Raw genomic sequence first — 25,581 nt, 5'->3', positions numbered from 1 at the left:
GAATCGGGGCTCCTCACAACCCCGGCAATCACGGGGCGCAATCAAGTACTCACTTCCAACTCATCGAACCTGCGCCACTTGTAAAACCAGATCGAAACGATCCAGCTCAAAGCAAAAAGTCCAATGATCACGTAACCCAGTGTGCCGAAGTTTTCATTGAGAGTTCCAACCCAAGACCAGAAGGTTCCGTGAAAGTGAAACTGATCCGCCATCAGGCCGAGGGCTTCAATTCCCCCGACCAACACCGCAACGACCACCGAGATCAGGGTGATCGTCATGTTGTAGTAGATCTTGCGAATCGGCTTCACAAACGCCCACCCATAAGCACCAAGCATCAAAACATTATCTGTGGTGTCGATCAAAGACATACCTGCGGCAAACAGCGCGGGAAAAACCAGAACTGACCACAGCGACAATCCTCTTGCGGCCTCGGAGGCCGAGAGGCCAAGCAGCCCAATCTCCGTCGCGGTATCGAATCCGAGGCCAAACAGAATGCCGAGCGGGTACATGTGCCAACTGCGGCGGATCAACGCGAACATCGGTCGAAACAGACGAGAGAGAAATCCGCGGCTGCCCAGCAGCAGATCGAAGTCTTCCTCAACATAGCGCTCCCCTCGACGAACCCGCCGGAAAGCAAGATACACCGACCGCAGCACCGCCATGTTCACGATCGCGATTGCAAAGAGAAACAGCGTCGAGACGAGCGTCCCAACTACTCCGCCGATGTGCCTCGCCGCATCCAGTCGATGTTGCAGCGACAGTGCCGTAGCCGAGATAGCAATAGACCCCAGCACCACAATCGTCGAGTGTCCGAGCGAGAACATGAATCCCACCGCAACCGGCCGTTTGCCCTCCTGCATCAACTTCCGCGTTACGTTGTCGATCGCTGCAATATGATCGGCATCCACCGCATGACGAAGGCCAAAGCTGTAAGCCAGGAATGCAGTACCCAGCAACACGGGATAGTGTCGAAAGGCGAGAAACGCCCACATCCAGGCAGACACATTCATCAGGAGAAGAAGCGTGTAAATAGCGACGACCTTGCGCCTGGTATTGGCCGCAATATGGTCGAGCACTCCGCTAAACAAATGTTTCATTCAGTCCTTACCCAAACAATACGAATCACAGTACAACATCAGGTGAAGCAGCGTCTTATCCGTGGCTGAAGATATCTTCACATCTTCGAAGTTAATCGCTGACTGCAATACTGACACGACAAGCAGACGCCTCCGTCTCTCAGGGAGCGACTCGGGTCAAAGCCGTGATCTGGTCAACAAACTCAGGCCACGCCTCACACAGTTCCTTCCGCTCGCCGGCCTCATAATCCTCAAACTCGAAGCCAGGACTCACCGTACATCCCAGCAGCGCCCAGTTCCCTCCCTCTAGCAGGCGCGAGCCTTGCCACACCCCTCGCTCCACAACCACCTGCGGCCTCTGTCCTCGCAGCAGATCGTTCCCAATCACTACCGTCTGGCCCTTTCCCTTCTCGACCAACTGCAACATCTCCACCGCATCCCCAGCATAAAAATGAAACACCTCATCTGACTTCAGCCGGTGCATCTCACTGAACGTCTCCGGCTCCAGCAGATAATAGATCGCAGTCGCAATCCGCCGCGCTCCCGCATACCTCTTGTCCTCAAACATCTCGGCGCCCACCTTCTCCGCGGCCTCGTAGGTCCTCACATACCATCCGCCCTCTCGCGGATGGGGTTGCAATCCCAGTAATTTCTTGACGTCCTCTGCTGTCATCAAAGCCCTCTCACGCTATGCTGGTACTACTCCATCCATTCTAGTTTCCCGTCTCACAGGAGCCCTGACCTGATGCACCTCCGTACTCGCCTGGAGCACTACTTCGGCTTCTCAGCACACGCGACCAACTGGCGAACAGAGATTCTCGCCGGCCTTACGACCTTCATCACGATGGCTTATATCATCTTCGTGAACCCTTCCCTGCTCAGCAAAACCGGCATGCCCCTCGCCGCCATCACTACGGCGACCTGTCTCTGCGCGGCCTTCGGCAGCATCCTCATGGGAAGCATCGCCAACTATCCTCTCGCCCTCGCACCCGGCATGGGTCTCAACGCCTACTTTACCTACACCGTCGTCCTTGGCATGGGCGTCCCCTGGCAAACTGCTCTTGGCGCAGTCTTCCTCTCCGGAGTTATCTTCCTCGCCCTTACCTTCACCGGCATTCGCCAGCGCCTTGTCGCCGCTATCCCCCATCAACTCCACGCCGCGGTCGGCGGAGGCATCGGACTCTTCATCGCCTTCATCGGCTTCCGCAATGCAGGCATCATCGTCCCCAGCGCCGCCACCACCGTCACCCTGGGCAACCTCCGCGCCCCTCAAACCGCGCTCGCCATCTTCGGGCTCTTACTCATCGCGTTCCTGCAGGTCCTGCGCGTCCGAGCCTCCATGCTCATCGGTGTTCTCACCACAATGTTTCTGGGCATTCTCTTTCATCAGGTTCACTGGCAACCCTCTACCTACGACCTCACCGCGATCAAAGCCACCGCCTTTCATCTGGACATCCTCGGCGCTCTCCACGTCGGAGCCTTCGAGATTATCTTCGTCTTCCTCTTCGTAGACCTCTTCGACAACATCGGCACGCTCGTCGCCGTCACCCAGCGCGCTGGACTCATCGCTCCCGACCACACGATCCCTCGCCTCAACCGCATCTTCCTGGCCGACGCCAGTTCCACTATTCTCGGCTCACTCGCCGGAACCAGCACGGTCACCAGCTACATCGAGTCCTCCGCCGGAGTCGCCGCAGGAGGACGCACTGGGGTCACAGCGATCGTCGCCGGCATCCTGTTCTTCCTCTCGCTGTTCATCGCTCCCTCGTCGGAGCTATCCCGACCTTCGCCACCGCGCCTGCACTCATCCTGGTCGGCGGCCTCATGCTTACCGGCCTCGGCGAGATCGAGTGGGACGATCCCCAAATCGGAATCCCCGCCTTTCTCACGGTCGCAACGATCCCTCTCACCTGGTCCATCGCCGACGGCCTCAGCTTCGGACTCACCAGCTACGCACTTCTCCAACTCCTCACCGGCCGCGCCCGCCGTCAGGACTGGATGCTCTATCTCCTGGCGACCCTCTTTCTCCTTCGCTTCATCTTTCTCCTCCGCAAATAGGCCACGCCTCCCAGAACTTCACAGCTCCTTTTCTTTATTGCCATTCCTGCGGAAGAATCGAAGCAAAAGTTGAGAAGAGCCCGATTCATAAACCAACGATCCGGGGAGGTTCAAATCCACCTCCGTCCCCACTCCAGCCTCGCTCCACACCGCCAGTTGCCCGCTGATCCGTTTGGCGCGCTCTCGCATGCCAGGCAACCCCCAATGGCCCGCGCGCTCGCCTTCCTGGAGGACCTTACGGTCGATTCCCTTCCCATCGTCGCGAATCCGCACCCGCAGCAGCCTCTTTCCATACGTAATCTCCGCTTCGATCTTCTGCGCTTCACTATGCTTGAAGGAGTTTCGCAACGCCTCTCGAACGATGTGGTACACGTCTTCCCGAAAGATCGGATCCAGCGGCTTCGCCGTTCCTTCTTCGACGACAGAGAACCGCGGCCCGGTCCCATCTTCGCTGTCAGATCCAAGTTCTTTTCCCAGCGTGGTGATCATGTGCGCCAGGTCGTCATCGACCAAAGTAGAAGATCGTATATCGTAGATTGCGTTGCGCCCCTCCACCATTGCCTGATCCGCACTCTCCAGAGCGGAATCGAGACTCTTCTCCGCCTCCGAAGGATCTCTTGGGATCAGATCCCGAGCCGTTTGAAAATGAAGAATTAATCCCTGAAAACTCTGCAACAGTGTGTCGTGAAGCTCTCGAGCGATCCGGGTTCGCTCAGAGAGTCGCTCGATAAACTGGATATCCATCCGCGACGTGACCTGGCCGACATGCCACTGATACCCCCCACGCCAGAACTGCCACCATCGCCGCACAGAACAACAGAAACCAGTTCGTCTGATAGAACGCCGGAACAACCGTCAGATTCAACGAAGGCCCGTCCATATTCCACACCCCATCGCTGTTCGAGGCGATAACGTGGAACGTGTAAGACCCTGGGTCGAGGTTGGTGTACACAGCCTCCCGCAATCCAACCGGCTCACTCCAGCCACGATCGAATCCATCGAGACGATACTTGTATCGAACTCGCTCCGGCACCGAGAGACTTACACCCGAAAAACTGAACGTCATCCGCTGACGAATAGAGGGAATCCGAACAGAGGTCGCTAAATCGATCGGAACTCCGTCGACAGAAACCCCATCGATCTTCGCTAACACCGGTGTCGCAGCGTGCGCCGCTCGAATCGGATCGACCACCGAAAGTCCATGATTCATAGAAAACCAGATGCGCCCCAGCGGATCTGCGACGACCGATTGCTGCCTCTTGACCCCTTCGACTCCATTCAAGCCATCGATAGTTCCATACTCCCGTACATCTCCCTCCTGCGCCACGCCGCTCAGCAGTCTATCGCGCTTCACTCTTAGAACGTGATTGGAGGTCGCAACCCAGAGCCAGCCATTGGTATCTTCCGCAACTCCGAAGATCTGCTCATGCAACGACTCTGGCACATTACGAGGGATATTGGCCGTACCGGAGCTGAGATACGCGAGGCCAGACGTGGTCCCGACCCACAACACATGGCTTGAATCCTCAAGCAGACAATCGATATCCGGTGATGGAAGCCCATTGTTCTCTGTAAAGGTTCGCCACTGGCCGTGCGATAGCTGAGTCACACCGACCGGCGTTGCAAACCACATAGTCCCGTCGGCACCTTCGGCTATCGATGTCACTGCATTGGACGGCATCCCATTCGCCATGGTGTAGGAGGTAAGCTTTCCATCCCTTAGTTCACTTACCCCTGCGCTAAGAGTTCCAGCCCAGACAGATCCGTCGCGATTCTGATGAACCGCATACACACTGTCCTGAAGGAGTCCATCCGCATGCGTGTAGGTCTTGGTCTCGAAGGCGCCGTGGATAAAACGCAACCGTGTGAGCCCACCTCGTTGTCTGCCCACCCACAATTCATCGCGGCTTCCGGCGATGGAGTAGACAACGTCTCTGTCCAGGCCTGCAGCGGTCACGCTCTCGATCCTTCCGTCTCTCAGCCAATGCAACCCACCGTCGAGAGGAGCGAACCAGGTGCGTTCTCCCGCATCGACATAGACCGGACCACCGCTCGCCGACCGTAAGTCATTGTCAACCGCGTAGCTCACAAAGGTGCTGTCGCGAAGCCTTTCGATACCCCGCGGCGTTCCGATCCATAGATTCCCCTCTCTATCCTCAAAGAGAGAGTTCACCGCAAGACCAGAGGCAACCGTACCTTCGTCATCAGATGAAATGCCGCGGCCGTTGAACCGAAGCAGTCCGTGAGAGCTGCCGATCCAGATGTTTCCGTCCCTGTCGCGAATCGCCGAGAGAACCGATATCTTCCAAAACGCAGAGGGCACTCCTTCGCGAGTAATCTTCGAACCCGTCCAGCGCAAAACACCTTTGTCGGTTCCGATCCACAGTTCGCCGTTTTCCATCGGAAGCAGAAAATTGATCCTTCCATCCACGCCATGCGGGACATCGTGAACCTGCCCGTCCTTCAAGTAGAAGAGGCCTTTATCGGGTGTACCTAACCAGACGATGCCATCGCTGGTCTCTGCTACTGCCGCTACCGAAGTATTCGGCTTGGCAAATCGGTGAGTAGCCACACCTGTTGCCCAGCTCAGCCGGCTGGAGAGTTCATCATTCATCACAGCCGCCTGGGCAGGATCGGATCTCCCCGGCGACGGCGGCGCGGTAAGAACATCGAACTTGCCTGCATGATACCCAAGCGGCCCCAGAGCCAGCGACGAGAGAAGCGCCGAACCGTCTCTGCGCCGCCCAATCGATGTAATTCCCACCTCTGCCTGACTGTGGCCAGGGTCGAACTTCCCATCGTGATACCGCAGGATCGTAGTATTCGCCAGAAGGATCCACAGATTCGATTGGGAGTCCGCAACCAACTCCTGAACGGGGCCGATCGGAAGCGTAGCCGGAATCTGCTGCTGGAAGACGTGAAAGCTTAGTCCGTCGAAACGAACCAGGCCCTTCTCCGTCCCGATCCACAGGAACCCATCGGCAGTCTGAGCGAACGAGGTCACCGTCCCCCCGGTGAAACCTCTCTCAAGCTCCCCAACTCTCCCGCATGTACTGCGAGATGGCCCGGTTCGGATCGAGAGCGCGAACCGTGTGAGTGACGCACATCACAGCAAGCACGGCCACCATTTTTCCGACAAGCCGATGAACTTTCATAACCCCATCACGGAAGATATTCGAACTTCTCCAGAACAACTTCACTCTCTTTTTGCATCGGATACTTGTCGCTCGCAACCACGTAGAACAGCAGTTGCATCTTCTCGTGGCCAGGCGAGGGCACACCCGAGGTAAACACATGTTCCGCAACAACGGGGGCGCCTTCGCGAATCGAGTCTCCTCGCACCGTCACAAACTTCACACGCCCAGGCTCCCAGTGGAACGAGTGAGTCAGTTTACCCGCCGGTTCCACAAACGGAGCGACATTGCCAGGAACATAAAAAGGCTGAATGCCGAACTGCGCATTGTCCTTACTGGAGCCATCGCCCCATTGACTCATCTCAACATCCACCTCACGGTAGTTCTGCTCTCCTCCCCAATCGTCAAAAGTGTTCAAGCTCAAAACCGCGGCCGGTTCCAGATGAGACGTGTCCCTCACCGTAAAGATGTAGGTTCCATATCCCAGGCTTCGGTTCATCTCCACCTCCGCGCAGGACCACTTGTTTTCCTTTTTCTTGATGCGAAGATGGAGCGCCCCTTGCGGATCGACCCATGCATTATCGCCCTCATACGGGAGATTCTGCCCCCCGCGATCTGAAGCGATCGTGCGAACTCCCCAGTCGTAGCCGCTGAATTTAATCGGCACTGTAGGTGCAATCTGAGGTTTGCCGACACCATCGACGATCGCCAGCGCCGCAATCGAACCGCCAACCGTAGGCGCCACATCCATTGTGGGTGGCGGCTGATACCCCGGATCGACCAGCATCGCCGCATACTTGAAACCCAGATGGCTTGTCGCGCTCCACGTCGAATCCGCCTGAACGGTAATAAACGGTTGATCCGGCCACGGCTGAACCCACCACGGCCCGCTCATTGCGTAGATCACGATCCGTTGGCCTGGCCGCGAGCCAGTAACACGCCCTGAAATCGTATCGACGCGCTCCCGGCCGCCCTGCGCAGCGGGTGGGATCTTTGTAAATTCCACCGTCGGACCGGTGACACTCTGCCGGGAGCGGCACCCAGCCAGCAAAAACAGAATCGCCGTAAGACAAACCGCAGGGCCCATCGCAATCGACCACAACAAACTCTCCCTGAGGCCCCATTGATAGCCCCGCCGATCCCGCAGCCGGAAGTCATTCTTGGAAGCGGTCACATACCTTTCGGACACAAGAACCCCCGAGTTATCTCAATTTTCCAGGTTGAGATAGCAATCATAGTCCATCTGGATCGCCCTCGCAGCCAGCCACTGCGATCCTCCTCCCCTTCAATCCAACAACAGAAGAAACTCCAATCTCATCGTTCTTTCAGCCGCAAACCGCATCTGCAACAAGCCTCTCGCCGTGTCGAAAGCCCTGGTTCTCATGGTGTAAGATATGGTCTTCCGCCCAGTAGATGCGGTTGGATCGTTGCATGGAAGATCCCAGCTTCGATACGAAGCGGATAAAGTTTGTGCACTGAAGTGCCCTCGGGAAAACGTCCACGGAGGGACGTACCTGAAGCAGTTCGACAAGCACCAACCTGGGCAGCCACCTCACTTTCGTAGAAAACACCGGAGTTCTTCACATGGCAAAAGGCGTCAATAAAGTCTTCCTCCTCGGCAACGTCGGCAAAGACCCCGAGATCCGTTCCACCGCCGGCGGCATGACCGTCGCAAGCTTCTCTCTCGCCACCGCCGACCGGCAGAAAGACGCCCAGGGCAACTGGACCGACAAGACCGAATGGCACAATATCGTCTGCTTCCAGCGAACCGCAGAGGTTGTGCGCGACTACGTCAAAAAAGGCTCGCAGATCCTCATTGAAGGCAAGATCCAGACCCGCTCCTGGGACGATAAGACCAGCGGTGAGAAGAAGTATAAGACCGAGATCCTCTGCAACGAACTCACACTCCTCGGCGGTAAATCAGGCGGCGAAGGTGCCTCCACCGGCGGCTACTCCAAATCCAACACCGCCAGCTACGACCAGCGCACCCCGTCCAGCCAGCCCGACTACGCCGACGTAGGCATCACCGACGACGACATCCCCTTCTAACTTTGCACAGCAGCATCCGATCCTTTCATCAACAGGCTCCTCACAACGAGGGGCCTGTTGTTTTGCTTGTGATGCTGACACGAGCTTCATCGCGCATACCATCATTCACGACGCCCTCAACAGTCCGGCGCACTCTCGCTAAACCGGGTTTACCTCGAGACTCGGCTGACGATGACCGCTCGTGGCGGCTCCCGCATCGTGTGGTAGTCCAACGCTATCGAAGACAGGCCCAAGCGCAAGAACAGCGATAAAGAGTATTGCCATGTGGAAGTCGCGTAGTTGCGGCACCGCGGCAGAGTGTCCGTGCGCGTGCGCAACCAGACGCAGCGTAATCGCGCCCACAGCCACGCCCATCCCCATGCTCAGCTGCATAATCGCGCTCAGAAATCCATTCGCACGGCTCATCCTGCTGGGAGGAATCTCCGTATAGGCGAGCGTAGTCATGCAGGTGAACTCCATCGATCGACAAGCTCCGTGAAAGAACAAAATTGCAAGAATCAGGAGAGTTGGCGTAGAGGGGTTCAGCGTCGCGCACAGCGCCATCGATGCAGCCGTAATAACTCCGTTAACCAGCAGAATATTGCGGAAGCCGAACCGGCGCAGCGCCTCGATCACAAATACCTTCATGCTCAGGTCGCCCCCGAAGAGCGCAAGCAGATAAAGTCCCGACCGAAACGCGTTAAGACCAAACGCAATCTGAAACATCAGCGGGAGAAGAAATGGAAGCACTGCAACCGCGATCCGGAAAGCGCTCGCTCCAAAGACCGAGAGCGAGTACGTCTTGAGCTTCAACGATTCGAAGTCCACCAACGCGGTGGCCGGCTTGCGTCTTGCTAAGACGATCGCTGCAACTCCGCTGAGCACACTCAGAGCAAGGATGGCACCTGGTAACTGCCAGGAACCGCCGTCTCCTCCCAGCTTCTCCATTGCGTAAACGGCTCCGGTAGATGCAAAGCCTCCCAACAGAAACGTCGTCCAGTCGAAAGGATGTCTTTCTTCGGTTCGAACATTCTCGATCCAAAGCAACGTAAGCGCCAATGCCAGAACACCGACAGGGAGATTGAGAAAGAAGATCCAGTGCCAGCTCGCATACGTCGTAATAAATCCTCCCAACGGAGGGCCAATCACCAGCGCCGTCAAACCAGGCCACGTGATGTAAGCGATCGCCTGTGTCAGCTTCTCCTTCGGTGTAGTCCGAAGAACAATAAGTCGACCCACCGGCACCATCATCGCGCCGCCAATACCCTGCAGAATCCGCATAAGGGTAAATTGCGTAAGCGTCCCAGCAGCACCGCACAACAGCGAAGCCAGCGTGAAGACACCTATCGCACACGCGAAGACGGAGCGCGAACCGAAACGGTCCGCAACCCATCCACTAATGGGGATGAAGACTGCAAGCGTAAGCAGATATGCGGTCATGCCAATGTTCAAATTGACCGCGCCAACATGGAAACTGCGTGCCATCTGGGGCAGCGCAGTCGCGATGATCGTGCCGTCTAAGTTCTCCATGAAAAAGGCGCCTGCGATCAGGCTGGTGATGTAAATCGGGGAAATACTCTTTTTCATCAACCTATTTTACGAAAACCAAGCAGGCGCGGCCCAAATCGATAGTGCAATCAAATGATCTGAACCTGACTTTCTCCTGACAATTCGTCCTCCCGTTCTACCTACCATTCAAGGGAACAGACTTGCAGGGAGCAGTGACCTTCTGCTTCCACCGAGCCGAGTGTCGCCGTCGCAATGCGGTACTCATCAGATGTCCTTCCTCACGGCCGCCCGCAGCATAGGACGGCCGCTTTTTTAGGATTGATCTGCAAAGGCAGCCATCGCACTACTGTTACGATAAGTTCACGGGAATGAGGTCTCCCAAAACCGCCGTAAAGATTCGGCTGATGACCTCTGCCAATTCGATCTTCTTAATTTGAGGAACAACGAGGCAGACGATGTCATATCTCTGGGTCACAATCGGCAGTGCGTTGGGCGGCTTACTGCGTTACGCCATCACGCGCCTCACTCTCACCTACAGCGTCGGGTTCCCCTTCGGAACGATTCTCATCAACGTTCTCGGGTCGTTCGTCATCGGCTACTTCGGCACACTCACTCTGCAAAGTGGCCGCCATCCCGCCTCCGAGAATCTCCGCCTCTTCGTCATGGTCGGCATCTGCGGAGGCTTCACCACCTTCTCCTCCTTCAGCCTCCAGACCTACGACCTCATGCGCTCCGGCGCATGGGGCAGAGCGCTCGCGAATGTTCTTCTCTCCGTGGTCTTATGCGTCGCTGCAGTAGCCGCAGGCCACCTTCTCGCCCACCGCGCAGTTCCAGCCCAGGCCATCACAGAAACAGCTCAAGAGGAGTACACCGGGTAAACTAACCACATGATCGACGAAGCCACCTTCCGCCGCGAATCTGACCGCGCCCTTGAAGCTCTCAAACAGTCCCTCATCTCCGCCGAGGATGACGATGCGGGCTTCGAGTTCGAAGACAACAACGGTGTCATGAACATCATCTTCGAGAACGGCTCCAGCAAGTTCGTCATCACTCCCAACACCCCCATCCGCCAGGTCTGGATCTCCGCCCAGGCCACCAGCTACAAGCTCGACTGGGCAGAAGCCACCAGCACCTTCACCTTCACCAAAACCGGAGAAGACCTCAAAGCCCTCACCCAGCGCCTCCTCCGCGAACATCTCAAAGACCCAGCCATCACCCTCCCCTGAGATACCACCAACACATCACGCTATCCCAACATTCAGTTCATCTCTGACCTGACCATCAAACTCGTCATCTCGACCGAAGCAGCGAACAGTCTCATCGTTCGCTGCGCAGTGGAGAGACCCCTTATTTCGCCTTTGCTACGGTTCGCAAGGCGCGTGCGGAGTGCAATTCGCGACAAAAATCTCATTCTCTCTGTACCCCGCACATTGCTGTTTTCCTTAAAACGGAAAACACAATCCCTTCCACAACAAAAAGTAAGCCCCGCCGCAGGAACCGTATTAAGCTAAACCCTAAGCGGCCATCCCGGCCACTGGAACAGACACACAATTCAAAAGGTACCGCTCCCGTACTTGGGAGGATGGGATAGCCATCATGACGCCGAAGCTGTCCGTAGCGATCATTACGCTCAACGAAGAGGCCAACCTGGCCCGTACCCTCGCCAGCGTCCAATTCGCCGACGAGATCGTCGTCGTGGACTCCGGCTCCACCGACCGCACCCTTGAGATCGCCGCCTCCTTCAAGGCCAAGCTCTTCCTAGAACCCTGGCAAGGCTTCGCCGCTCAAAAGAACTTCGCCATCGAGCGCTGCACCGGCACCTGGATCCTCTCCCTCGACGCCGACGAAGCTCTCACCCCCGAGTTGCAAGCCGAGATCGGCGCTCTCCTCGCCAGTGCTCCCTCCGCGGACGCCTACCTCCTCCGCCGACGCAATATCTTCCTCGGCCGCTGGATCCGCCACGGCGGCTTCTATCCCGACCCCCACCTCCGCCTCTTCCGCCGCCACTCCGCCAACTTCGCTCCTCCCGCCCGCTTCACCGACCGCCCCGTCCACGAGACCATCGCCCTCGACGGCGTCACCGAGACCCTCAAACACGACATCGTCCACCACGCCTACCCAACCCTCGAAAGCTACATCGAAAGCCTCAACCGCTACAGCACCCTCGGCGCGCAGACCGTCATCGACAAGGGCCGAACCAGCGACTCACGCCTCGCCCTCCTCCACAACGTCCTCGTCCTCCCTACCCTGACCTTCTTCCGAAACTACCTTCTCCGCCTCGGCTTCCTCGATGGCCGCGAAGGCCTCCTGCTCCACCTCTACCACTCCACCTACACCAGCTGGCAGTACGCCAAGGCCTGGCAGACCGCCCGCACTCGCTAACGCATCTGCAGGCCTTTGCGGTTGCCGTTGCTTCTGCAGTTGCCGTTGCTTCTGTTGCCGTTGCTTCTGCCGTTGCCGTTGCCCGCTCTTTTGTTTGTCATTCCGAAGCACAGCGGAGGAATCCGCGGTTGCGATCACTCCATCCAATCTCCAATCCGCCCTCCAAACAGGGCAGCACACGGTACCGAGCCAAGCGAGACCGCTCTCCTCCCCGGCTGGTGTAAAACAAAAACATGCCCACCCGCCTGCCCTTGGCCCTCCTCGCCATCTCCGCGACGCTCGCTGCACATATACCCGCACAATCCGCCCCATCCCAAACCATCGCCGCCAAAACCACCGGCATGATGCACCTCGACGGCTACCTCCCGCTCGACTTGGACGCCAAAGCCGGCAAGCTCTATCTCGAGATCCCCCACCTCGACGCCACCGGTCACAGCCCCGACATCCTCTACACCCACTCCCTCCCCTACGGCACTGGCTCCAACGACCTCGGCCTCGACCGCGGCCAAATCTCCTCAGGAGAAATCCTCCACTTCGAGCGCACCGGCCCCAAAGTCCTCCTCGTCGAACCCAACCAGCACTTCCGCTCTACCTCCGCCGACCCACTCGAGCAACTCGCCGTACGCCAATCCTTCCCCGAGTCCATCCTCTACGGCTTCAAGGTCGAAGCAGAAGACCCCAGCGGCGCCGTCCTCATCGACGCGACAGACTTCTACCTCCGCGACGCCCACGGCGTAGCCGAAACCCTCACCACCACCAGACAAGGCACCTACAAGCTCGACCCCAACCGCTCCACCATCGCCCTCGACGCCACCAAAGCCTTCCCAAAAAACACCGAAGTAGAATCCATCCTCACCTTCACCACCGACGACCCCACTAAAGCCGAGTTCGTCACCAACGTCACCCCCGACCCCCACTCCCTCACGCTCCGCGAGCACCAATCCTTCATCGAGCTCCCCGGCCCCGGCTTCACCCCTCGCCGCTTCGACCCACGCGCCGGCTACTTCCCCACCAGCTACCGCGACTACGCCGCCCCGCTAGGCGCCAATCTGGATCAGCAGTTCATCATCCGCCACCGCCTCATCAAAAAAGATCCCTCCTGCACCCACGCCTGCGAAGCCGTAGCCCCCATCCAGTACTACGTCGACCGCGGCGCCCCCGAGCCCATCCGCACCGCTCTCCTCGAAGGCGCACGCTGGTGGGATCAGGCCTTTCAGGCCGCAGGCTGGGCCAAGGGCACATTCCGCGTCGACATTCTTCCCGCCGACGCCGATCCCATGGACATCCGCTACAACATCATCCAGTGGGTCCACCGCTACACCCGCGGCTGGAGCTACGGCTCAGCAGTCGTCGACCCACGCACCGGCGAGATCATCAAAGGCAACGTCACCCTCGGCTCCCTCCGCAGCCGCCAGGACTACCTCATCGCCGAAGCTCTCCTAAGCCCCTATCAAAACGGCAAACCCCTCCCGCCAACAAACGACCCCATGCTCCAGATGGCCCTCGCCCGCACCCGCCAGCTAGCCGCGCATGAAACCGGCCACACCCTAGGCCTCGCCCACAACTTCGCCGCCAGCTCCTTCCCCCACACGCCGGAAGAGTCCGTCTCCGTCATGGACTACCCCCACCCCTACATCACCCTCAACAAAGAAGGCATCCCCACCCTCACCGAAAGCTATGGCGTCAACATCGGCATCTGGGACAAGGTCGCCATCAACTACGGCTACCGCGAATTCGACACGAACAAAAAACCGCAGGAAGACTCAGCCGCCCTCAACGCCATCCTCGAAGCCAGCGAAAAGACCGGCCTCCTCTACATCACCGACGAAGACTCTCGTCCCCTCGGCGGCGCACACCCCCACGCGCACCTCTGGGATAACGGGACTGATCCCGCGGCGGAGCTGGAACGTATCCTAACCATCCGCACAACCGCCCTCGCCCGCTTCAATGAAAACGCCATCACCACCGGCACGCCGATGGCGCAGCTAGAAGACACCCTGGTCCCCCTCTATCTCCTCCACCGCTATCAAACCGAAGCCACCATCAAAGAGATTGGCGGCCTCGACTATCGTTACAACCTCCGCGGCGACAACCAGCCCAACCCAGAGATCGTCTCTGGAGAAGAACAGAAAAAGCCCTCACCGCCGTCCTCAAAACCCTCTCCCCCGAAACCCTAACCCTCCCCGAGCCCCTCCTAAAAATCCTACCCCCACGCCCACCCGGCCTCCCACGCACCCGCGAATCCTTCCCCTCCGAGACCGGCCTCACCTTCGACCCCATCGCCACCGCCGAGTCCGCCGCCGACCTCACCCTCAACGTCCTCCTCGACCCCGCCCGCGCCTCACGCCTCGTCCAATACCACATGCGCCTCGCCGACGCCCCCTCCCTCCGTGGCGTCCTCGAAGCAATCTCCAAAACCACCGCCGAGCGCCCTGAAGCCGGCCACACCATGTCCTCCGAGGTTGAACGCGCCGTAGAGTTCCGCGCCCTCGAAGCCATGCTCTCTCTCGCCGTCAACCCGCAAGCCTCCACGCAAGCCCGAGCCATCGCCCGCTCTCACCTCAACGATCTCCTCAAGCAGTGGACCACCGCCGCCCCACTCCCCGACACCGCCGAAGCCATCCACCGCGCTGCCCTCATCGACCGCATCAACGACTTCAACCGCGACCCTCAAAAGTTCATCCCCACCAAACCCATCGAAGCCCCACCCGGCATGCCCATCGGCGACAGCAACTTTTGATCTTCTTTCCGAAGAAAGGCGTCTTAAGGAAAATCCCACAAACGATACAGGCCGATCGGGAACCATCTCGAAATAGGAATGGATAGAATCTCTTTTCTTAAATAATATTCAGCTTAAACATGAACGACTCGGCCGCTGCGATCCTGCCTCTCTCTTGGTTATCCCTCATCTTCTCAGCCATCCTCGCTTCGAGCGGCTTTGCACAAACTACCCCCGCTAAGAGCGCCTCGTGCAAAATCGATAGAGCTGCCCCAACCGAAACCGAACTGGCGTTTTATCGCGAAAACTTCAAGAAGGCCGCCGAACTCGCCGCAGCCGAATACAAGGCCGACGCGAAAAATAGCCGCAGCCGACAGCTTGAAATTGACAGCCTGATAGGTCAAGGCAAACTCGACGACGCCAGAAAAAAACCGACGCATGGACCCTCGCTGAGCCAACAGATCCTGTCGCCATCGTCACCGCCGGAGAACTCCGCCACGCAGAAGGAGACTGGCTGGAGTCCTACGCCCTCATGCTCAAGGCGCTGAAGCTTGACCCCTGCCTCCCCTCCGCTTACGAAGGTCTAGCCGAGTACGAATCCCTCTCCGGCTATCACGCCACCGCCCAGAAGCACCTTGCGCTCGCCCATCAGCTAAGCCCGAATAATGAGAACATCCGCTTCGCCTGGATCAACTCCCTGAATGACGAGCAGTCCGTAGCTGAACTTGCAAATTTTGTTCATGAATCCAAATCGCCTGGACGACAAGCGTCGAACTTCCCTGGCCAGGCAGCTCGAACAGGAAGACTCCAGCCTCAAAAACCGTTGCGAACTATCTTCCACAACCGGCCCTCTGCGAATACCGATGACGCCTGTCTACGGTGCCATCGGTATCGACCACTATGGACTCGAAATCGCTTTCAACGGACACAAGCGCACCCTCCAGATCGATACTGGCGCCACCGGGTTTCTCCTGACGCACAGCGTATTCGCCGGAATGGGTCTGCAAAAGGTAAGCTCCTCCCGCGTCCGGGGCTTCGGGGATCAGGGATCTAACGCCATCGAGCAGTACACTGCTGAGTCCGTTCGTATTGGGGGCGTCGAATTCAAAAACTGCAACGTCGATGCTCTGGAAAACTTCAGCGTCATGGGCGGCGGCCACATTGGCCAGGCCCTCGATACAAGCGACGGTCTCGTTGGCACCGACATCTTCTCGCGTTACCTCGTCACCCTCGACTACGTAAAACACGAGATCCGCCTTGAGCCGTTGCCGCAACCTTCCTCTGCATCCACGGCGCCACTGGACGCGCTCGGTGGTGACCCGGCAAACGATCTCAGCAGCTTCGACCGCTTCAAGCCGCCATCCATGCAGAACTGGACCAGCATCTACCGCCGGGGCCATCAACTCATCATGCCCGTCGTCATCAACAGCAGCAAGCCGACACTCTTTATGGTCGACACCGGATCTTTCACCAACTTGATCGATGTTGACTTCGCGAAGCAAGTGACCCAGACGAAGGACTCCATGAACCTCATTCGCGGTGTCTCAGGAGTGAGCAAACTGAAAGAAGCTGGCAGCTTCACCGCAGACTTCGCTGGACTTAGGCTTCCCGTCACCAATATGGACTCGCTCAACCTGTCACGATTCGACGGAGTCCACGGCTTCCTCGGCTACCCAACCCTCCAACAACTCGTCATGCACATCGACTATCGCGACAACCTCGTTCTTTTTGAGGCGCCCGCTGCGCACAAGTGAGGGGAGATACCGACTGACCGATCAATAAGGAGAGGCCCGTCCGAAAACTTCGGGCCACAAACTGTCGCCTTAAGGACGCCGCGTTTCGACCTTCTAAGCGTGAGGAATATCCTACCCGGCCACTCGCCAGATATACTCACCAATCGATGCCAACTAAACCCCCAATCCGCGTTCTAGTCGCAAAGCCCGGCCTCGATGGCCACGACCGCGGCGCAAAGATCATCGCCCGAGCTCTCCGCGACGCCGGCATGGAGGTCATTTACACCGGCCTCCGTCAGACCCCCGAGATGATCGTCTCCGCCGCCATTCAGGAGGACGTCGACTGCATCGGCCTCTCCATCCTCTCCGGCGCCCACAACGTCATCGTCCCCCGCATCACCGCCCTCCTCCGCGAGCAGAAGGCCGAAGACATCCTCCTCGTCCTGGGAGGTACCATCCCCGACGAAGACCAGCCAAAACTAAAAGAAAACGGCGTCTCGGCCATCTTCGGACCGGGAACGCCGCTTGAGACCACCATCTCCTTCATCCGCGACAACGTAAAGCCTCGCGGCATGCTCATCAGCTAACGCACTCTTACCAAGGCAGCGGCTTACCGAGGTGAAGGAACTCACCATGCGGCCCGCTATCCTGCAGCGTCGCCAGCTCCACCGAGGTCTTCGCACCCGTCTCGATGTCGAGCTGCGCGCCCTCGCCGCCCATATCCGTCTTCACCCATCCGGGGTGCGCCGAGTTCACCTTGATCTTCGTATTCTTCAACTCATGCGCAAGATGAATCGTGAATGAATTCAGAGCCGCCTTCGAAGCGTCATACGCGAAGGTCTTCGCATCGTAGATAAAAGACCCCGGCGTAGCATGCAGGGTATTCGAGCCCAGAATGCTCGACAAATTCACGATCCGCCCCCCAGGCTCTTCTTCAACAGAGGCAGCAGCGCCTGCGTCAGCCCTACCACCGCAAAAAAGTTCGTATTGAAGGTCTTCTGCAGAATGTCCTTTGAGGTCGTAGAGGTCTCATTTCCCTTCCGACCGTCCAGAAAAATACCGGCGTTGTTGACCAGAATATCCAGCCGTCCGTAATCCTTCTCGATCAACTTAGCCACAGCCGCATAGTCCGCCGAGTTATCCACATCGAGCTTCACCGCACGCGCGTCCACGCCATCCTTCTTCAGATCGGACACCGCAGCTTCGCCCTTGGCCACATCGCGAACGCCAATCAGCACAGTAATTCCAAGCTTCCCAAGCTGCCGGGCAGTCTCCAGGCCAATCCCCTTATTGCCGCCAGTAATCAGCGCAACCTTCTTATCAGTACTCATTCGCAATCACCTCATCACAGATCTGATTTGCTAGCTACCTGCACCATCAGATGATCGAGCATCTAAATACGCCGCAAAACATGCTGCATATTTCGGCGGCAGCGACTGCTTCTTCATATCCTTACCCACCACCACATGCACAGTCTCCCCTCGCACAGCAGCACCCCATCTTCCACCCGCAAAACCCGATAGCCGAATTTGATCACCGCTCCACGCGCCGCCAACAACCTCGTCTCCACCACCAAATCATCGTCGTACCTGGCTGGCGCGCGGTACCGCACATGGACATCCACCACCGCGATCCCGCAGCCCTCTTCCACCTCCATCCGCTTATAGTCCAGCCCCATACTCCGGATCAACTCCACCCGCCCCACCTCAAACCAGATCAGGTAGTTCGAGTGATACACCACGCCCATCTGGTCAGTCTCGGCATACCGCACCCGCACCCCGGCCTTGCCCACACGCTTCTCCGCGACAACTTCAATCATCCAGACAGTCTACCTAATCCGAACCACGATTTAGATCGATGTTCATCCGTTGCAGCATCTACAAGTTGCCTCGCAACTATAAGCCCCCGCCCCACACCGGCTTTCTCTTCTCTAAAAACGCCGCGACGCCCTCGCGAAAATCGTGCGTGGCCCTTGCCTCTGCATTCGCAGCCAACGCCTCCGCAAGCGCCATATCCAGCCATGCTTTATTCTGTGCCGCCAGCAACCGCTTCGTTGCCGCCATCGCCTCCGGACTGTTAGCCCTCAACACTCCCACCAGTTCCAGCGTCCGCGCCGTCAGCTTCTCAGCGTCGACAACCTCATTCACCAACCCAAGCCGCGCCGCCTCGTCGCTGGTAAAGATCCGCCCCGTCAGCAGCAGATCCCGCGCCGCCTTCTCCCCAATCTGCAACACAAGAAAAGCCGACACCACCGCTGGCACAAATCCGATCTTCACCTCCGTATAGCCAAACTTCGCACCCGGCACCGCCAGCGTAAAGTCGCACATCGTCGCCAACCCCGTCCCACCCGCAATCGCAGCTCCGTGGACCGCCGCAATCGTCGGCTTCGGCAGCTCATACAAAGTCCGAAACAGCCGCGCAATCCGTTCCGCATCCGCGGTATGTTCCGCAGCGGACTTCTCATTCATCCCCTGCAGAGCACTCAAATCTAATCCCGCGCAAAACGCGTCTCCCGCTCCCGTGAACACCACCACGCTACAATCGTCGCTTGCAGCGGCCTCTTCCATCGCCTGAATCAGCTCGTGCTGCATCTCAGGCGTCATCGCATTACGCCGCTCCGGACGATTCAACGTAATCATCCGAACCCCATTTACATCCGTAACTAGAATCGTTACATAACTCACAACGCCTCCTAACTCTCTAATCCAAGTCCAGCTGAATCGCTGATTCACTGACTCGCGACGCTTACTGCACCCTCTCGCCATACTTCCGCAAGATCTCCGCGCTCGCCGCCAACAACCCATCGAGCGGCCGCAGCGGCTCCAACTCCGCACCCAGCCCCTTCAACTCCGCCAGCAATACCTCCGTCGCAACATTTCCCACCAACGCATCCTGCGCAAACGGACACCCACCCAGCCCGCCGATCGCCGCATCGAACCGCCGACACCCCGCCTCATACGCCGCGCGAATCTTCTCCGCAGCCTGGTCCGGCCTCGCATGCAGATGCACTCAATCTCAATCCCCTCATGCACTGCCAGAACATCCGCCACCAGGTCGCCCACCTGCTTCGGCGTCGCCAGTCCCACCGTATCCGCCAGCGAGATCTGCGTCACCCCGTTATCGGCCAGCAGATCGCACGCCGCCACCACCTCATCGATGTCCCAGTGCTCGCCATAGGGATTCCCGAACGCCATCGAGATATACGCCACCACATCCATCCCCGCCTTGTACGCCAGCGTGCCAATCTTCTCCAGTTCCTCCAGCGCCTCCTCGGGTGTCTGCCCTTGGTTCCTCTGCAGAAACGTCGGCGACACCGAATAAGGAAACCCCAGCGTCTGCACACTCCCCGTTTTCACCGCCCGCTCCGCACCCTTCGCATTCACCACAATGCTAATAATCTCCACATCATCCGGCGGATCCAGATACTCCAGCACCAGCTCGGAATCCGCCATCTGCGGCACCGCCGACCGCGAAACAAAGCTGACCGCATCGATATGCTTGAACCCCGCCGCAATCAAAACCCGCAGATAGTCCGCCTTCACCTCCGCAGGCATATTCTTGGGCAGCCCCTGCCACGCATCCCGCGGACACTCAATAATTTTTATTTGATTACTCACTTCTACCTCGGGCTTTCCTAGCTGAAGCTGTTTTTCTCAAATCTTTTCTTGCACTAATTCCAAATGCAACGACCGAAATAACTGCGGCTAAAGTCGTTAAATTCACCCAATCAGGTTGCCGAGGATTCAACGCTCGGCAAGGAATTTCCACGCTGTTGGACTTGGGAGTTCCTTCCTGTCCTGCTGATGATTCGGCCTTAGTGTTTCGAATTCCTAAACAATTATCTTGATCTGATCTCCAATGATGAATGATCAAAAACGCAATAATCGAAAAAACTGACCAAACAATTGTCTGTCGCGAGATCACGTCTGCAAAACCCCCGGATTAAACTTCGCCACCTCCGGGTTCAAACTAGCCGCCTCCAGCGCCGTCATCAACACCTCCCGCGTCTTCACCGGATCAATAATCGAATCGATCCAAAGTCTCGCCGCCCCATACCTTGGATCGGCCTGCGCATCATACGACGACTTGATCTCGTCATAGAGCGCCTTCTTCTCCGCATCCGTCAGCACCTTCCCTCCACGCTCCATCTGCTTCGCCCTCACTTCAGCCAACGTATTCGCCGCCGAAGCCCCACTCATCACCGCATACCGAGCCGTAGGCCACGCAAACAAAAACCGCGGATCATAAGCCTTCCCGCACATCGCATAGTGCCCCGCCCCAAAACTCCCGCCAACAATCACGGTAATCTTCGGCACCACGCTCGTACTCACAGCCGAAACCATCTTCGCCCCGGCGCGGATAATCCCGCTCCACTCCGCATCCTTCCCCACCATGAATCCATTCACATCATGCAGAAAGATCAGCGGCACCAGACTCTGATTGCAATCCATAATGAACCGCGCCGCCTTCTGCGCACTCTCCGTATAGATCACCCCGCCAAACTCCGTCCGCTTCTCTCCAGCCTGCGGCCCCACCGCCACCGTCTGCGACTGATGCATCTTCTGATTCGCCACAATCCCGACAGCCCGCCCGCCAATCCGAGCATATCCACACAACACCGTCCGCCCAAAATCCACCTTGTACTCATCGAACTCCGAGCGATCCACAATCCGCGCAATCACCTCGCGCATGTCGTACACATTGCTCGCAGCCTTCGCCGGATCTGGATCAATCAGCCCGTACAAATCCTCCGCCGCAAACTTCGGCGCATCCTTCGCTGCGTCGTACCCCACAACACTAAACGGTGCCTTCGTAGGCGAACCAATCTTCCCCACCAGAGAACGTAACCGCGCGAGGCACAGATGATCATTCGGCTCCTTGAAGTCCACGGTCCCCGAGATCTCCGCATGCATCGCCGCCCCACCCAGCTCCTCTGCGTCCGTCTTCTGCCCAATCGCCGCCTGCACCAGCGACGGCCCCGCCAGAAACAACCCCGACCCCTCCGTCATCAACACCGTATCCGTCATCACCGGCAGGTAGGCCCCGCCCGCAACGCACATTCCCATAATCGCCGTAATCTGCGGCACCCCCAGCGAACTCATCACCGCATTGTTGCGAAACACCCTGCCAAAATCATCAGTATCCGGAAACACATCCTCCTGCAACGGCAGAAACACCCCGGCCGAATCCACCAGGTACAAAGTAGGAATCCGGTTCTCCAACGCAATCGTCTGCGCCCGCAGCACCTTCTTCGCCGTCATCGGAAAGAACGCTCCCGCCTTCACCGTGGCGTCATTCGCAACGATCATGCACAACCGCCCACTCACCCGCCCCAGCCCAGTTACCACCCCGGCCGCCGGAGCCCCGCCATACTCCTCATACATCCCATACGCGGCCCACAACCCCAACTCCAGAAAATTCGGAAGCTGCACGGCTCCGGGTGCCCCAGGTCTCGATTCTGAGACCTGGGTTTTAGGATCACCGGAATCCATAGGATCCAGCAACAGCGCCAGCCGCTCCCGCACCGTCAGCCGGCCCTTCGCCTTCTGTGCCTCTGCCGCCTTCGCCCCGCCACCCAGCCGAATCTCGTCCTCCGAGACCCGCAAAGCCGCCATCAATACTTGCAACGCTGCACGATTCGCTCCAAACCGAACCGCCTTCGTATCCAGCTTCGACACCAACGAACTCTCCAACTTCCACTCCTCCGATAACCGGCCACTCACAAAAGCTTGCCAGCCTAGCATCTTAGCTGCACATTACATTCACCGTCTCGTCCGAACCCGTGTACCCTATCTTCGAACTGAATCCAGACCTATTTCAGAGATCGTCCACGGAGACACGGAATGAACCTCCGAACCAAACTCGCACAGTTAATCCTGATCTCCGGCGTGCTTCTCCTGCCTGCCCGCGGCATCGCTCAAACTCCCACCGTCGATCTCGATAAATCCATCGACCTCTCCGTCGGAAGCCACGTCAAAGTTCGGCAACTCCTCTTCAGCCTCCAGCAAGCCGTCGCCAAGCACAACCCAGCCGCCGTCGCCGCCCTCGTTCACTACCCCATCAAGGTCAACCCCGGTAAAAAGCCCTTCGTCGTCAAAAACGAGAAGGCGTTTATCAAAGACTACGACCGCATCATCACCCACGACATTCAGGACGCCATCTTCAAACAAAAGTACGAAGCCCTGTTCGTCAACTCGCAGGGCGTCATGCTGGGCGACGGCGAGGTCTGGATCAGCGGCTTCTGCCAGGACAAAAACTGCAGCCGCTCCGACATAAAAATCGGCACCATCCAGGACACCACAAACCTAAAACCATAATCAGCGAAGGTTTGGGTGCCCATATCTCGATTTTGAGATGTGGGCATCGTCCGAAGGACGACCGTACTCTTCACTTGTTGCACTACCATCAAGTCACTATGCAACTCCAACCGACCGACGCCTTACTGGTCATCGACGTCCAGAACGACTTCATGCCCGGCGGCGCATTGCCCATCAAAGACGGCGACGCCGTAGTCCCCTCATCAACGCCCTCGCAAAAAGTTCGACCACGTCATCCTCACCCAGGACTGGCACCCCACCCAACACATCTCCTTCGCCACCACCCACACCGCAACTCATGCGAACGCCCAGCCCTACGGGATCATCCAGGCCCCCTACGGCCCGCAGACACTCTGGCCCGAACACGTCCTCCAACACACCGAAGGCTCAGCCTTCCATCCCGCCCTCTCCATCCCTCACGCCGAACTCATCCTCCGCAAAGGCTTCCGCCGCCATATCGACAGCTACTCCGCCTTCCTCGAAAACGACCACACCACCCCCACCGGCCTCGCCGGCTACCTGCGCGAACGCAACCTCGCACGCCTCTTCCTCTGCGGCCTCGCCTACGACTTCTGCGTCCGCTACTCTGCCCTCGACGGCCACGCCCTCGGCTTCGAGACCATCGTCGTCGAAGACGCCACCCGCCCCGTCAATCTTGGGGCATCAATCGCCGAAACCGACGAAGCCCTCGCCGCCGTCGGCGTTCCGCGCATCGCATCCAATACCCTGTGATCAAACAACCAGTGGCCGAGCAAACATGGATCGCAACCGAAGGCATCGTCACGACCTGCCGGTATCAGTGCCGCGGCCTCAGCACTCTTGCCTTCGGCTTCCAGACCGGCGAAAGGTTCCGCATCGCCTTCGACTACTACGCGCACGGTCGCCTCTACTCCGACGAATTCCAATCCCCTGTCGCCATCCCTCAGAACGAGCGCATCCCCGTCACCTACAACCCGCTCCATCCGGAACAAAACAGTCGCAGCCACGGAGCCGTAGTTAAAACAACCCGTCGCCCATCCTAATGATTGGCATCACCGGTTCCATCTTCCTCTCGCTCCTCTGGGTCGCCATCCTTCGCGGCTGCCGCTAATCAATCAGATTTTGAACCCGCCGTACTCGAAAGCTGGCTTTGGCTGCTCTGGCCCTCCAGCCCCAACTCCCCCGCCCGCGCCTGCATCGCCTTCAGACAATTCCCCACATGCTCCTCCACACTCAACCCCAACAGCTCCGCGCCATCGGTAATATCCTCCCGCTTCACCGCCCGCGCGAATGCCTTATCCTTCATCTTCTTCTTCACGCTCGCAACCTCGACCTCATGAATCGACTTCGAAGGTTTCACCAGCGCGCACGCCGTCAAAAATCCCGCAAGCTCATCGCACGCAAACAGCGCCTTATCGAGGTGCGACTCCCGCGGCGTTCCCGAGTAGTCCGCGTGCGCCAGAATCGCATGCAGCACACTCTCCGGCCATCCCAACTCCCGCAAATGGCTCACCCCGATAAACGGATGCTCCTCGAGCGTCGGATGCCGCTCATAGTCCATATCGTGCAACAGCCCCGCACTCGCATATCGCTCCACAAACGACGAAGCCTCTTGCCCCGCCAGCCCCAGCCGCGAAGCCTCCATCACGCCATACGCCTCCGTGCAGACCGAAACCGCCAGCCCATGCTTCCGCAGACTCTCGCTCTTGGTCCACTCTTCCAACAACGCCAACGCCTGCCCGCGCCCAAATCCATCACTCATTCAAAAACTCCTCCTCTCCGAATCTAACGCGATCCCGCTTATCTCCTCCCCGGCAAGCAAGCAAGTTACCACTTTGGTTCCTTTCCGGTTTTTTCCGACATTTGTAGAGTCTTTAGCGGTTTTTTTGTTGACTCCCCAGAGTCCCAGTGTCAATCTAGGCACATCATATGTTCCGTTATCGGACATGTGCTGGGTCCTTGCTCTGGGTCCCTTCGCTACAACACAACTTATGGCAACCATGATGGCACCTGTCGAACAACGTGAGGTACTACGTTGCGACCACTGCAGTTTGGTGCAGTTTCGGACAGCCAATGCGCTGTGCCGCCGCTGCCACAAATGCCTCGAGGTCGAAGAGCCCGAACCCGCTCCAGCACCACTGGCGCTGGTTCCCCCACCATCAACTCAGGAAGGCGGCCTGCAAGTAGCCCACGCCGTTCGAGACCTGCGCCACGTGCGCAATCTCTCTCAGCGCCAGCTCGCAGCTCGCATGGGAGTACCACGCACCTACATCTCCAAGATCGAGAACGGCAAGGCCATGCCGACCCTGTCCTCGCTCGATCGCCTCGCCCGCGCCCTCCAGGTCGACATCTCCGCCCTGCTGCGCGACTCCAACACCCGCCATCGCGACGAGACCGCGGTCCTCATGACCGATCCCTTCCTCGCCGAGATCGCCATGTACACCTCGCAGCTCGACGAACTACAGCGGTCCATCTTCCTGAACCACGTGCGCGAGCTGGCCGCAGGACGCCGTCGCACCGCCTGAACCGGCGATTGTGTGTAGTAAACCTCCAGGGAGAGCAACACCACTATGGTGATGCTCTCCTCTCCGCTCGATCTTCTTATCGGATCACTGCGAACGTCTCAGTGTCAGAAGCGCGCTAAAC

The 25,581-nt window shown here is 58.3% G+C and carries 27 protein-coding genes, 1 pseudogene and 1 riboswitch; of the genes and pseudogenes, 14 read left to right on the top strand and 14 right to left on the bottom strand.

The genetic code is table 11. The features are described 5' to 3' along the window. Positions 1-41: 41 nt before the first annotated feature. Together RBB80_RS16530 and RBB80_RS16525 are read right to left on the bottom strand one after the other, a co-directional pair. Positions 42-1,097 (bottom strand): HoxN/HupN/NixA family nickel/cobalt transporter, encoded by a 1,056-nt coding sequence (locus RBB80_RS16530; RefSeq protein WP_433963602.1) that lies wholly within the window; start codon positions 1,095-1,097, stop codon positions 42-44. Between the two features lie 139 nt (positions 1,098-1,236). Further along, positions 1,237-1,749, bottom strand: a complete 513-nt coding sequence (locus RBB80_RS16525) for a cupin domain-containing protein (protein WP_433963601.1) — start codon at positions 1,747-1,749, stop codon at positions 1,237-1,239. Between the two features lie 72 nt (positions 1,750-1,821). Here RBB80_RS16525 and RBB80_RS16520 point away from each other — a divergent pair, with 72 nt between their 5' ends. Continuing rightward, on the top strand, positions 1,822-3,207 hold the full coding sequence (locus RBB80_RS16520) for a solute carrier family 23 protein (protein WP_433963600.1): 1,386 nt from the start codon (positions 1,822-1,824) through the stop codon (positions 3,205-3,207). On the opposite strand, the gene RBB80_RS16515 is transcribed toward RBB80_RS16520, so the two are convergent. The 3 genes from RBB80_RS16515 to RBB80_RS16505 all read right to left on the bottom strand — a co-directional run bounded on the left by RBB80_RS16515 (position 3,153) and on the right by RBB80_RS16505 (position 7,442). Continuing rightward, positions 3,153-3,878, bottom strand: a complete 726-nt coding sequence (locus RBB80_RS16515; RefSeq protein WP_433963599.1) for a sensor histidine kinase — start codon at positions 3,876-3,878, stop codon at positions 3,153-3,155. The two genes, RBB80_RS16520 and RBB80_RS16515, sit on opposite strands and share 55 nt — an antisense overlap. After that, positions 3,847-6,210 (bottom strand): ligand-binding sensor domain-containing protein, encoded by a 2,364-nt coding sequence (locus RBB80_RS16510; RefSeq protein WP_433969716.1) that lies wholly within the window; start codon positions 6,208-6,210, stop codon positions 3,847-3,849. Before RBB80_RS16510 ends, RBB80_RS16515 begins: the two co-directional genes overlap by 32 nt. An 86-nt stretch (positions 6,211-6,296) precedes the next feature. Continuing rightward, a complete protein-coding gene (locus RBB80_RS16505) occupies positions 6,297-7,442 on the bottom strand; it encodes a hypothetical protein (protein ID WP_433963598.1) in 1,146 nt (381 codons plus the stop codon). A gap of 410 nt (positions 7,443-7,852) precedes the next feature. On the opposite strand from RBB80_RS16505, the gene RBB80_RS16500 reads away from it, so the two are divergent. Continuing rightward, positions 7,853-8,317 carry a single-stranded DNA-binding protein gene (locus RBB80_RS16500; RefSeq protein WP_433963597.1) on the top strand — a complete coding sequence of 155 codons (465 nt, stop codon included), beginning with the start codon at positions 7,853-7,855 and terminating at the stop codon, positions 8,315-8,317. A 138-nt stretch (positions 8,318-8,455) separates the two neighbouring features. Here RBB80_RS16500 and RBB80_RS16495 read toward each other — a convergent pair whose 3' ends face one another. Further along, on the bottom strand, positions 8,456-9,883 hold the full coding sequence (locus RBB80_RS16495) for an MFS transporter (protein ID WP_433963596.1): 1,428 nt from the start codon (positions 9,881-9,883) through the stop codon (positions 8,456-8,458). 277 nt (positions 9,884-10,160) lie between these two features. Continuing rightward, positions 10,161-10,226: riboswitch (Fluoride riboswitch) on the top strand. A gap of 34 nt (positions 10,227-10,260) precedes the next feature. Here RBB80_RS16495 and crcB point away from each other — a divergent pair. The 8 genes from crcB to RBB80_RS16455 all read left to right on the top strand — a co-directional run bounded on the left by crcB (position 10,261) and on the right by RBB80_RS16455 (position 17,226). Then, positions 10,261-10,683, top strand: a complete 423-nt coding sequence (crcB, locus tag RBB80_RS16490; RefSeq protein ID WP_433963595.1) for a fluoride efflux transporter CrcB — start codon at positions 10,261-10,263, stop codon at positions 10,681-10,683. 9 nt (positions 10,684-10,692) lie between these two features. Then, positions 10,693-11,031, top strand: a complete 339-nt coding sequence (gene cyaY / locus RBB80_RS16485; RefSeq protein ID WP_433963594.1) for an iron donor protein CyaY — start codon at positions 10,693-10,695, stop codon at positions 11,029-11,031. Between the two features lie 370 nt (positions 11,032-11,401). After that, the gene (locus RBB80_RS16480) at positions 11,402-12,187 is read left to right on the top strand and encodes a glycosyltransferase family 2 protein (protein WP_433963593.1); all 786 of its coding nucleotides are present in this window, start codon (positions 11,402-11,404) and stop codon (positions 12,185-12,187) included. 233 nt (positions 12,188-12,420) lie between these two features. Beyond that, positions 12,421-14,364, top strand: a complete 1,944-nt coding sequence (locus RBB80_RS16475; protein WP_433963592.1) for a zinc-dependent metalloprotease — start codon at positions 12,421-12,423, stop codon at positions 14,362-14,364. Between the two features lie 185 nt (positions 14,365-14,549). Beyond that, entirely contained in the window at positions 14,550-14,927 is a 378-nt protein-coding gene (locus RBB80_RS16470) for a hypothetical protein (protein ID WP_433963591.1), read from the top strand. Positions 14,928-15,046: 119 nt separating this feature from the next. Further along, on the top strand, positions 15,047-15,454 hold the full coding sequence (locus tag RBB80_RS16465) for a hypothetical protein (RefSeq protein WP_433963590.1): 408 nt from the start codon (positions 15,047-15,049) through the stop codon (positions 15,452-15,454). A 192-nt stretch (positions 15,455-15,646) separates the two neighbouring features. Further along, on the top strand, positions 15,647-16,660 hold the full coding sequence (locus RBB80_RS16460) for an aspartyl protease family protein (protein ID WP_433969450.1): 1,014 nt from the start codon (positions 15,647-15,649) through the stop codon (positions 16,658-16,660). A 146-nt stretch (positions 16,661-16,806) separates the two neighbouring features. Beyond that, positions 16,807-17,226, top strand: a complete 420-nt coding sequence (locus tag RBB80_RS16455; RefSeq protein WP_433969448.1) for a cobalamin B12-binding domain-containing protein — start codon at positions 16,807-16,809, stop codon at positions 17,224-17,226. Positions 17,227-17,233: 7 nt separating this feature from the next. On the opposite strand, the pseudogene RBB80_RS16450 reads toward RBB80_RS16455, so the two are convergent. From RBB80_RS16450 to RBB80_RS16425, 6 genes and pseudogenes are all read right to left on the bottom strand, one after another. Next, positions 17,234-17,970 (bottom strand): annotated as a pseudogene (locus RBB80_RS16450) (SDR family oxidoreductase). A 113-nt stretch (positions 17,971-18,083) separates the two neighbouring features. After that, a complete protein-coding gene (locus RBB80_RS16445; protein ID WP_433969446.1) occupies positions 18,084-18,458 on the bottom strand; it encodes an acyl-CoA thioesterase in 375 nt (124 codons plus the stop codon). Between the two features lie 76 nt (positions 18,459-18,534). Next, positions 18,535-19,323 (bottom strand): enoyl-CoA hydratase/isomerase family protein, encoded by a 789-nt coding sequence (locus tag RBB80_RS16440; protein ID WP_433969444.1) that lies wholly within the window; start codon positions 19,321-19,323, stop codon positions 18,535-18,537. Positions 19,324-19,384: 61 nt separating this feature from the next. Next, positions 19,385-19,522 (bottom strand): hypothetical protein, encoded by a 138-nt coding sequence (locus RBB80_RS16435; RefSeq protein ID WP_433969442.1) that lies wholly within the window; start codon positions 19,520-19,522, stop codon positions 19,385-19,387. After that, positions 19,483-20,256 carry a hypothetical protein gene (locus RBB80_RS16430; protein WP_433969440.1) on the bottom strand — a complete coding sequence of 258 codons (774 nt, stop codon included), beginning with the start codon at positions 20,254-20,256 and terminating at the stop codon, positions 19,483-19,485. Before RBB80_RS16430 ends, RBB80_RS16435 begins: the two co-directional genes overlap by 40 nt. Positions 20,257-20,559: 303 nt before the next feature. Then, positions 20,560-22,383 carry an acyl-CoA carboxylase subunit beta gene (locus tag RBB80_RS16425; RefSeq protein WP_433969438.1) on the bottom strand — a complete coding sequence of 608 codons (1,824 nt, stop codon included), beginning with the start codon at positions 22,381-22,383 and terminating at the stop codon, positions 20,560-20,562. A 99-nt stretch (positions 22,384-22,482) separates the two neighbouring features. Between RBB80_RS16425 and RBB80_RS16420 the strand changes: the two genes are divergently transcribed. Further along, a complete protein-coding gene (locus tag RBB80_RS16420; RefSeq protein WP_433969436.1) occupies positions 22,483-22,956 on the top strand; it encodes a hypothetical protein in 474 nt (157 codons plus the stop codon). Positions 22,957-23,130: 174 nt separating this feature from the next. On the opposite strand, the gene RBB80_RS16415 is transcribed toward RBB80_RS16420, so the two are convergent. Then, positions 23,131-23,322: a hypothetical protein gene (locus RBB80_RS16415; protein WP_433969435.1), complete on the bottom strand. Its 192-nt coding sequence runs from the start codon at positions 23,320-23,322 to the stop codon at positions 23,131-23,133. Here RBB80_RS16415 and RBB80_RS16410 point away from each other — a divergent pair. Together RBB80_RS16410 and RBB80_RS16405 are read left to right on the top strand one after the other, a co-directional pair. Further along, positions 23,278-23,688: an isochorismatase family protein gene (locus RBB80_RS16410; protein ID WP_433969715.1), complete on the top strand. Its 411-nt coding sequence runs from the start codon at positions 23,278-23,280 to the stop codon at positions 23,686-23,688. The genes RBB80_RS16415 and RBB80_RS16410 overlap by 45 nt on opposite strands. 11 nt (positions 23,689-23,699) lie before the next feature. Further along, entirely contained in the window at positions 23,700-23,978 is a 279-nt protein-coding gene (locus RBB80_RS16405) for a hypothetical protein (protein WP_433969434.1), read from the top strand. Positions 23,979-24,046: 68 nt separating this feature from the next. Here the strand turns inward: RBB80_RS16405 and RBB80_RS16400 are convergent, their stop codons facing one another. Then, positions 24,047-24,697 carry an HD domain-containing protein gene (locus RBB80_RS16400; protein ID WP_433969433.1) on the bottom strand — a complete coding sequence of 217 codons (651 nt, stop codon included), beginning with the start codon at positions 24,695-24,697 and terminating at the stop codon, positions 24,047-24,049. Between the two features lie 238 nt (positions 24,698-24,935). Between RBB80_RS16400 and RBB80_RS16395 the strand changes: the two genes are divergently transcribed. After that, on the top strand, positions 24,936-25,460 hold the full coding sequence (locus RBB80_RS16395) for a helix-turn-helix domain-containing protein (RefSeq protein WP_433969432.1): 525 nt from the start codon (positions 24,936-24,938) through the stop codon (positions 25,458-25,460). Positions 25,461-25,581 lie beyond the last annotated feature (121 nt).

This window comes from Tunturiibacter gelidiferens (assembly GCF_051013345.1).
In the GTDB taxonomy this organism is placed as follows: domain Bacteria; phylum Acidobacteriota; class Terriglobia; order Terriglobales; family Acidobacteriaceae; genus Edaphobacter; species Edaphobacter gelidiferens_A.
This window is presented reverse-complemented; position numbering and strand designations above follow the sequence as displayed.

What these genes read in the sequence shown, in the direction of transcription:
- RBB80_RS16530 (WP_433963602.1), bottom strand. Translation starts at nt 1,097, where the DNA reads ATGAAACATTTGTTTAGCGGAGTGCTCGACCATATTGCGGCCAATACC.
- RBB80_RS16525 (WP_433963601.1), bottom strand. Translation starts at nt 1,749, where the DNA reads ATGACAGCAGAGGACGTCAAGAAATTACTGGGATTGCAACCCCATCCG.
- RBB80_RS16520 (WP_433963600.1), top strand. Translation starts at nt 1,822, where the DNA reads ATGCACCTCCGTACTCGCCTGGAGCACTACTTCGGCTTCTCAGCACAC.
- RBB80_RS16515 (WP_433963599.1), bottom strand. Translation starts at nt 3,878, where the DNA reads ATGGATATCCAGTTTATCGAGCGACTCTCTGAGCGAACCCGGATCGCT.
- RBB80_RS16500 (WP_433963597.1), top strand. Translation starts at nt 7,853, where the DNA reads ATGGCAAAAGGCGTCAATAAAGTCTTCCTCCTCGGCAACGTCGGCAAA.
- RBB80_RS16495 (WP_433963596.1), bottom strand. Translation starts at nt 9,883, where the DNA reads ATGAAAAAGAGTATTTCCCCGATTTACATCACCAGCCTGATCGCAGGC.
- crcB (WP_433963595.1), top strand. Translation starts at nt 10,261, where the DNA reads ATGTCATATCTCTGGGTCACAATCGGCAGTGCGTTGGGCGGCTTACTG.
- cyaY (WP_433963594.1), top strand. Translation starts at nt 10,693, where the DNA reads ATGATCGACGAAGCCACCTTCCGCCGCGAATCTGACCGCGCCCTTGAA.
- RBB80_RS16480 (WP_433963593.1), top strand. Translation starts at nt 11,402, where the DNA reads ATGACGCCGAAGCTGTCCGTAGCGATCATTACGCTCAACGAAGAGGCC.
- RBB80_RS16475 (WP_433963592.1), top strand. Translation starts at nt 12,421, where the DNA reads ATGCCCACCCGCCTGCCCTTGGCCCTCCTCGCCATCTCCGCGACGCTC.
- RBB80_RS16470 (WP_433963591.1), top strand. Translation starts at nt 14,550, where the DNA reads ATGCGCCTCGCCGACGCCCCCTCCCTCCGTGGCGTCCTCGAAGCAATC.
- RBB80_RS16465 (WP_433963590.1), top strand. Translation starts at nt 15,047, where the DNA reads ATGAACGACTCGGCCGCTGCGATCCTGCCTCTCTCTTGGTTATCCCTC.
- RBB80_RS16460 (WP_433969450.1), top strand. Translation starts at nt 15,647, where the DNA reads ATGAATCCAAATCGCCTGGACGACAAGCGTCGAACTTCCCTGGCCAGG.
- RBB80_RS16455 (WP_433969448.1), top strand. Translation starts at nt 16,807, where the DNA reads ATGCCAACTAAACCCCCAATCCGCGTTCTAGTCGCAAAGCCCGGCCTC.
- RBB80_RS16445 (WP_433969446.1), bottom strand. Translation starts at nt 18,458, where the DNA reads ATGATTGAAGTTGTCGCGGAGAAGCGTGTGGGCAAGGCCGGGGTGCGG.
- RBB80_RS16425 (WP_433969438.1), bottom strand. Translation starts at nt 22,383, where the DNA reads ATGCTAGGCTGGCAAGCTTTTGTGAGTGGCCGGTTATCGGAGGAGTGG.
- RBB80_RS16420 (WP_433969436.1), top strand. Translation starts at nt 22,483, where the DNA reads ATGAACCTCCGAACCAAACTCGCACAGTTAATCCTGATCTCCGGCGTG.
- RBB80_RS16400 (WP_433969433.1), bottom strand. Translation starts at nt 24,697, where the DNA reads ATGAGTGATGGATTTGGGCGCGGGCAGGCGTTGGCGTTGTTGGAAGAG.
- RBB80_RS16395 (WP_433969432.1), top strand. Translation starts at nt 24,936, where the DNA reads ATGATGGCACCTGTCGAACAACGTGAGGTACTACGTTGCGACCACTGC.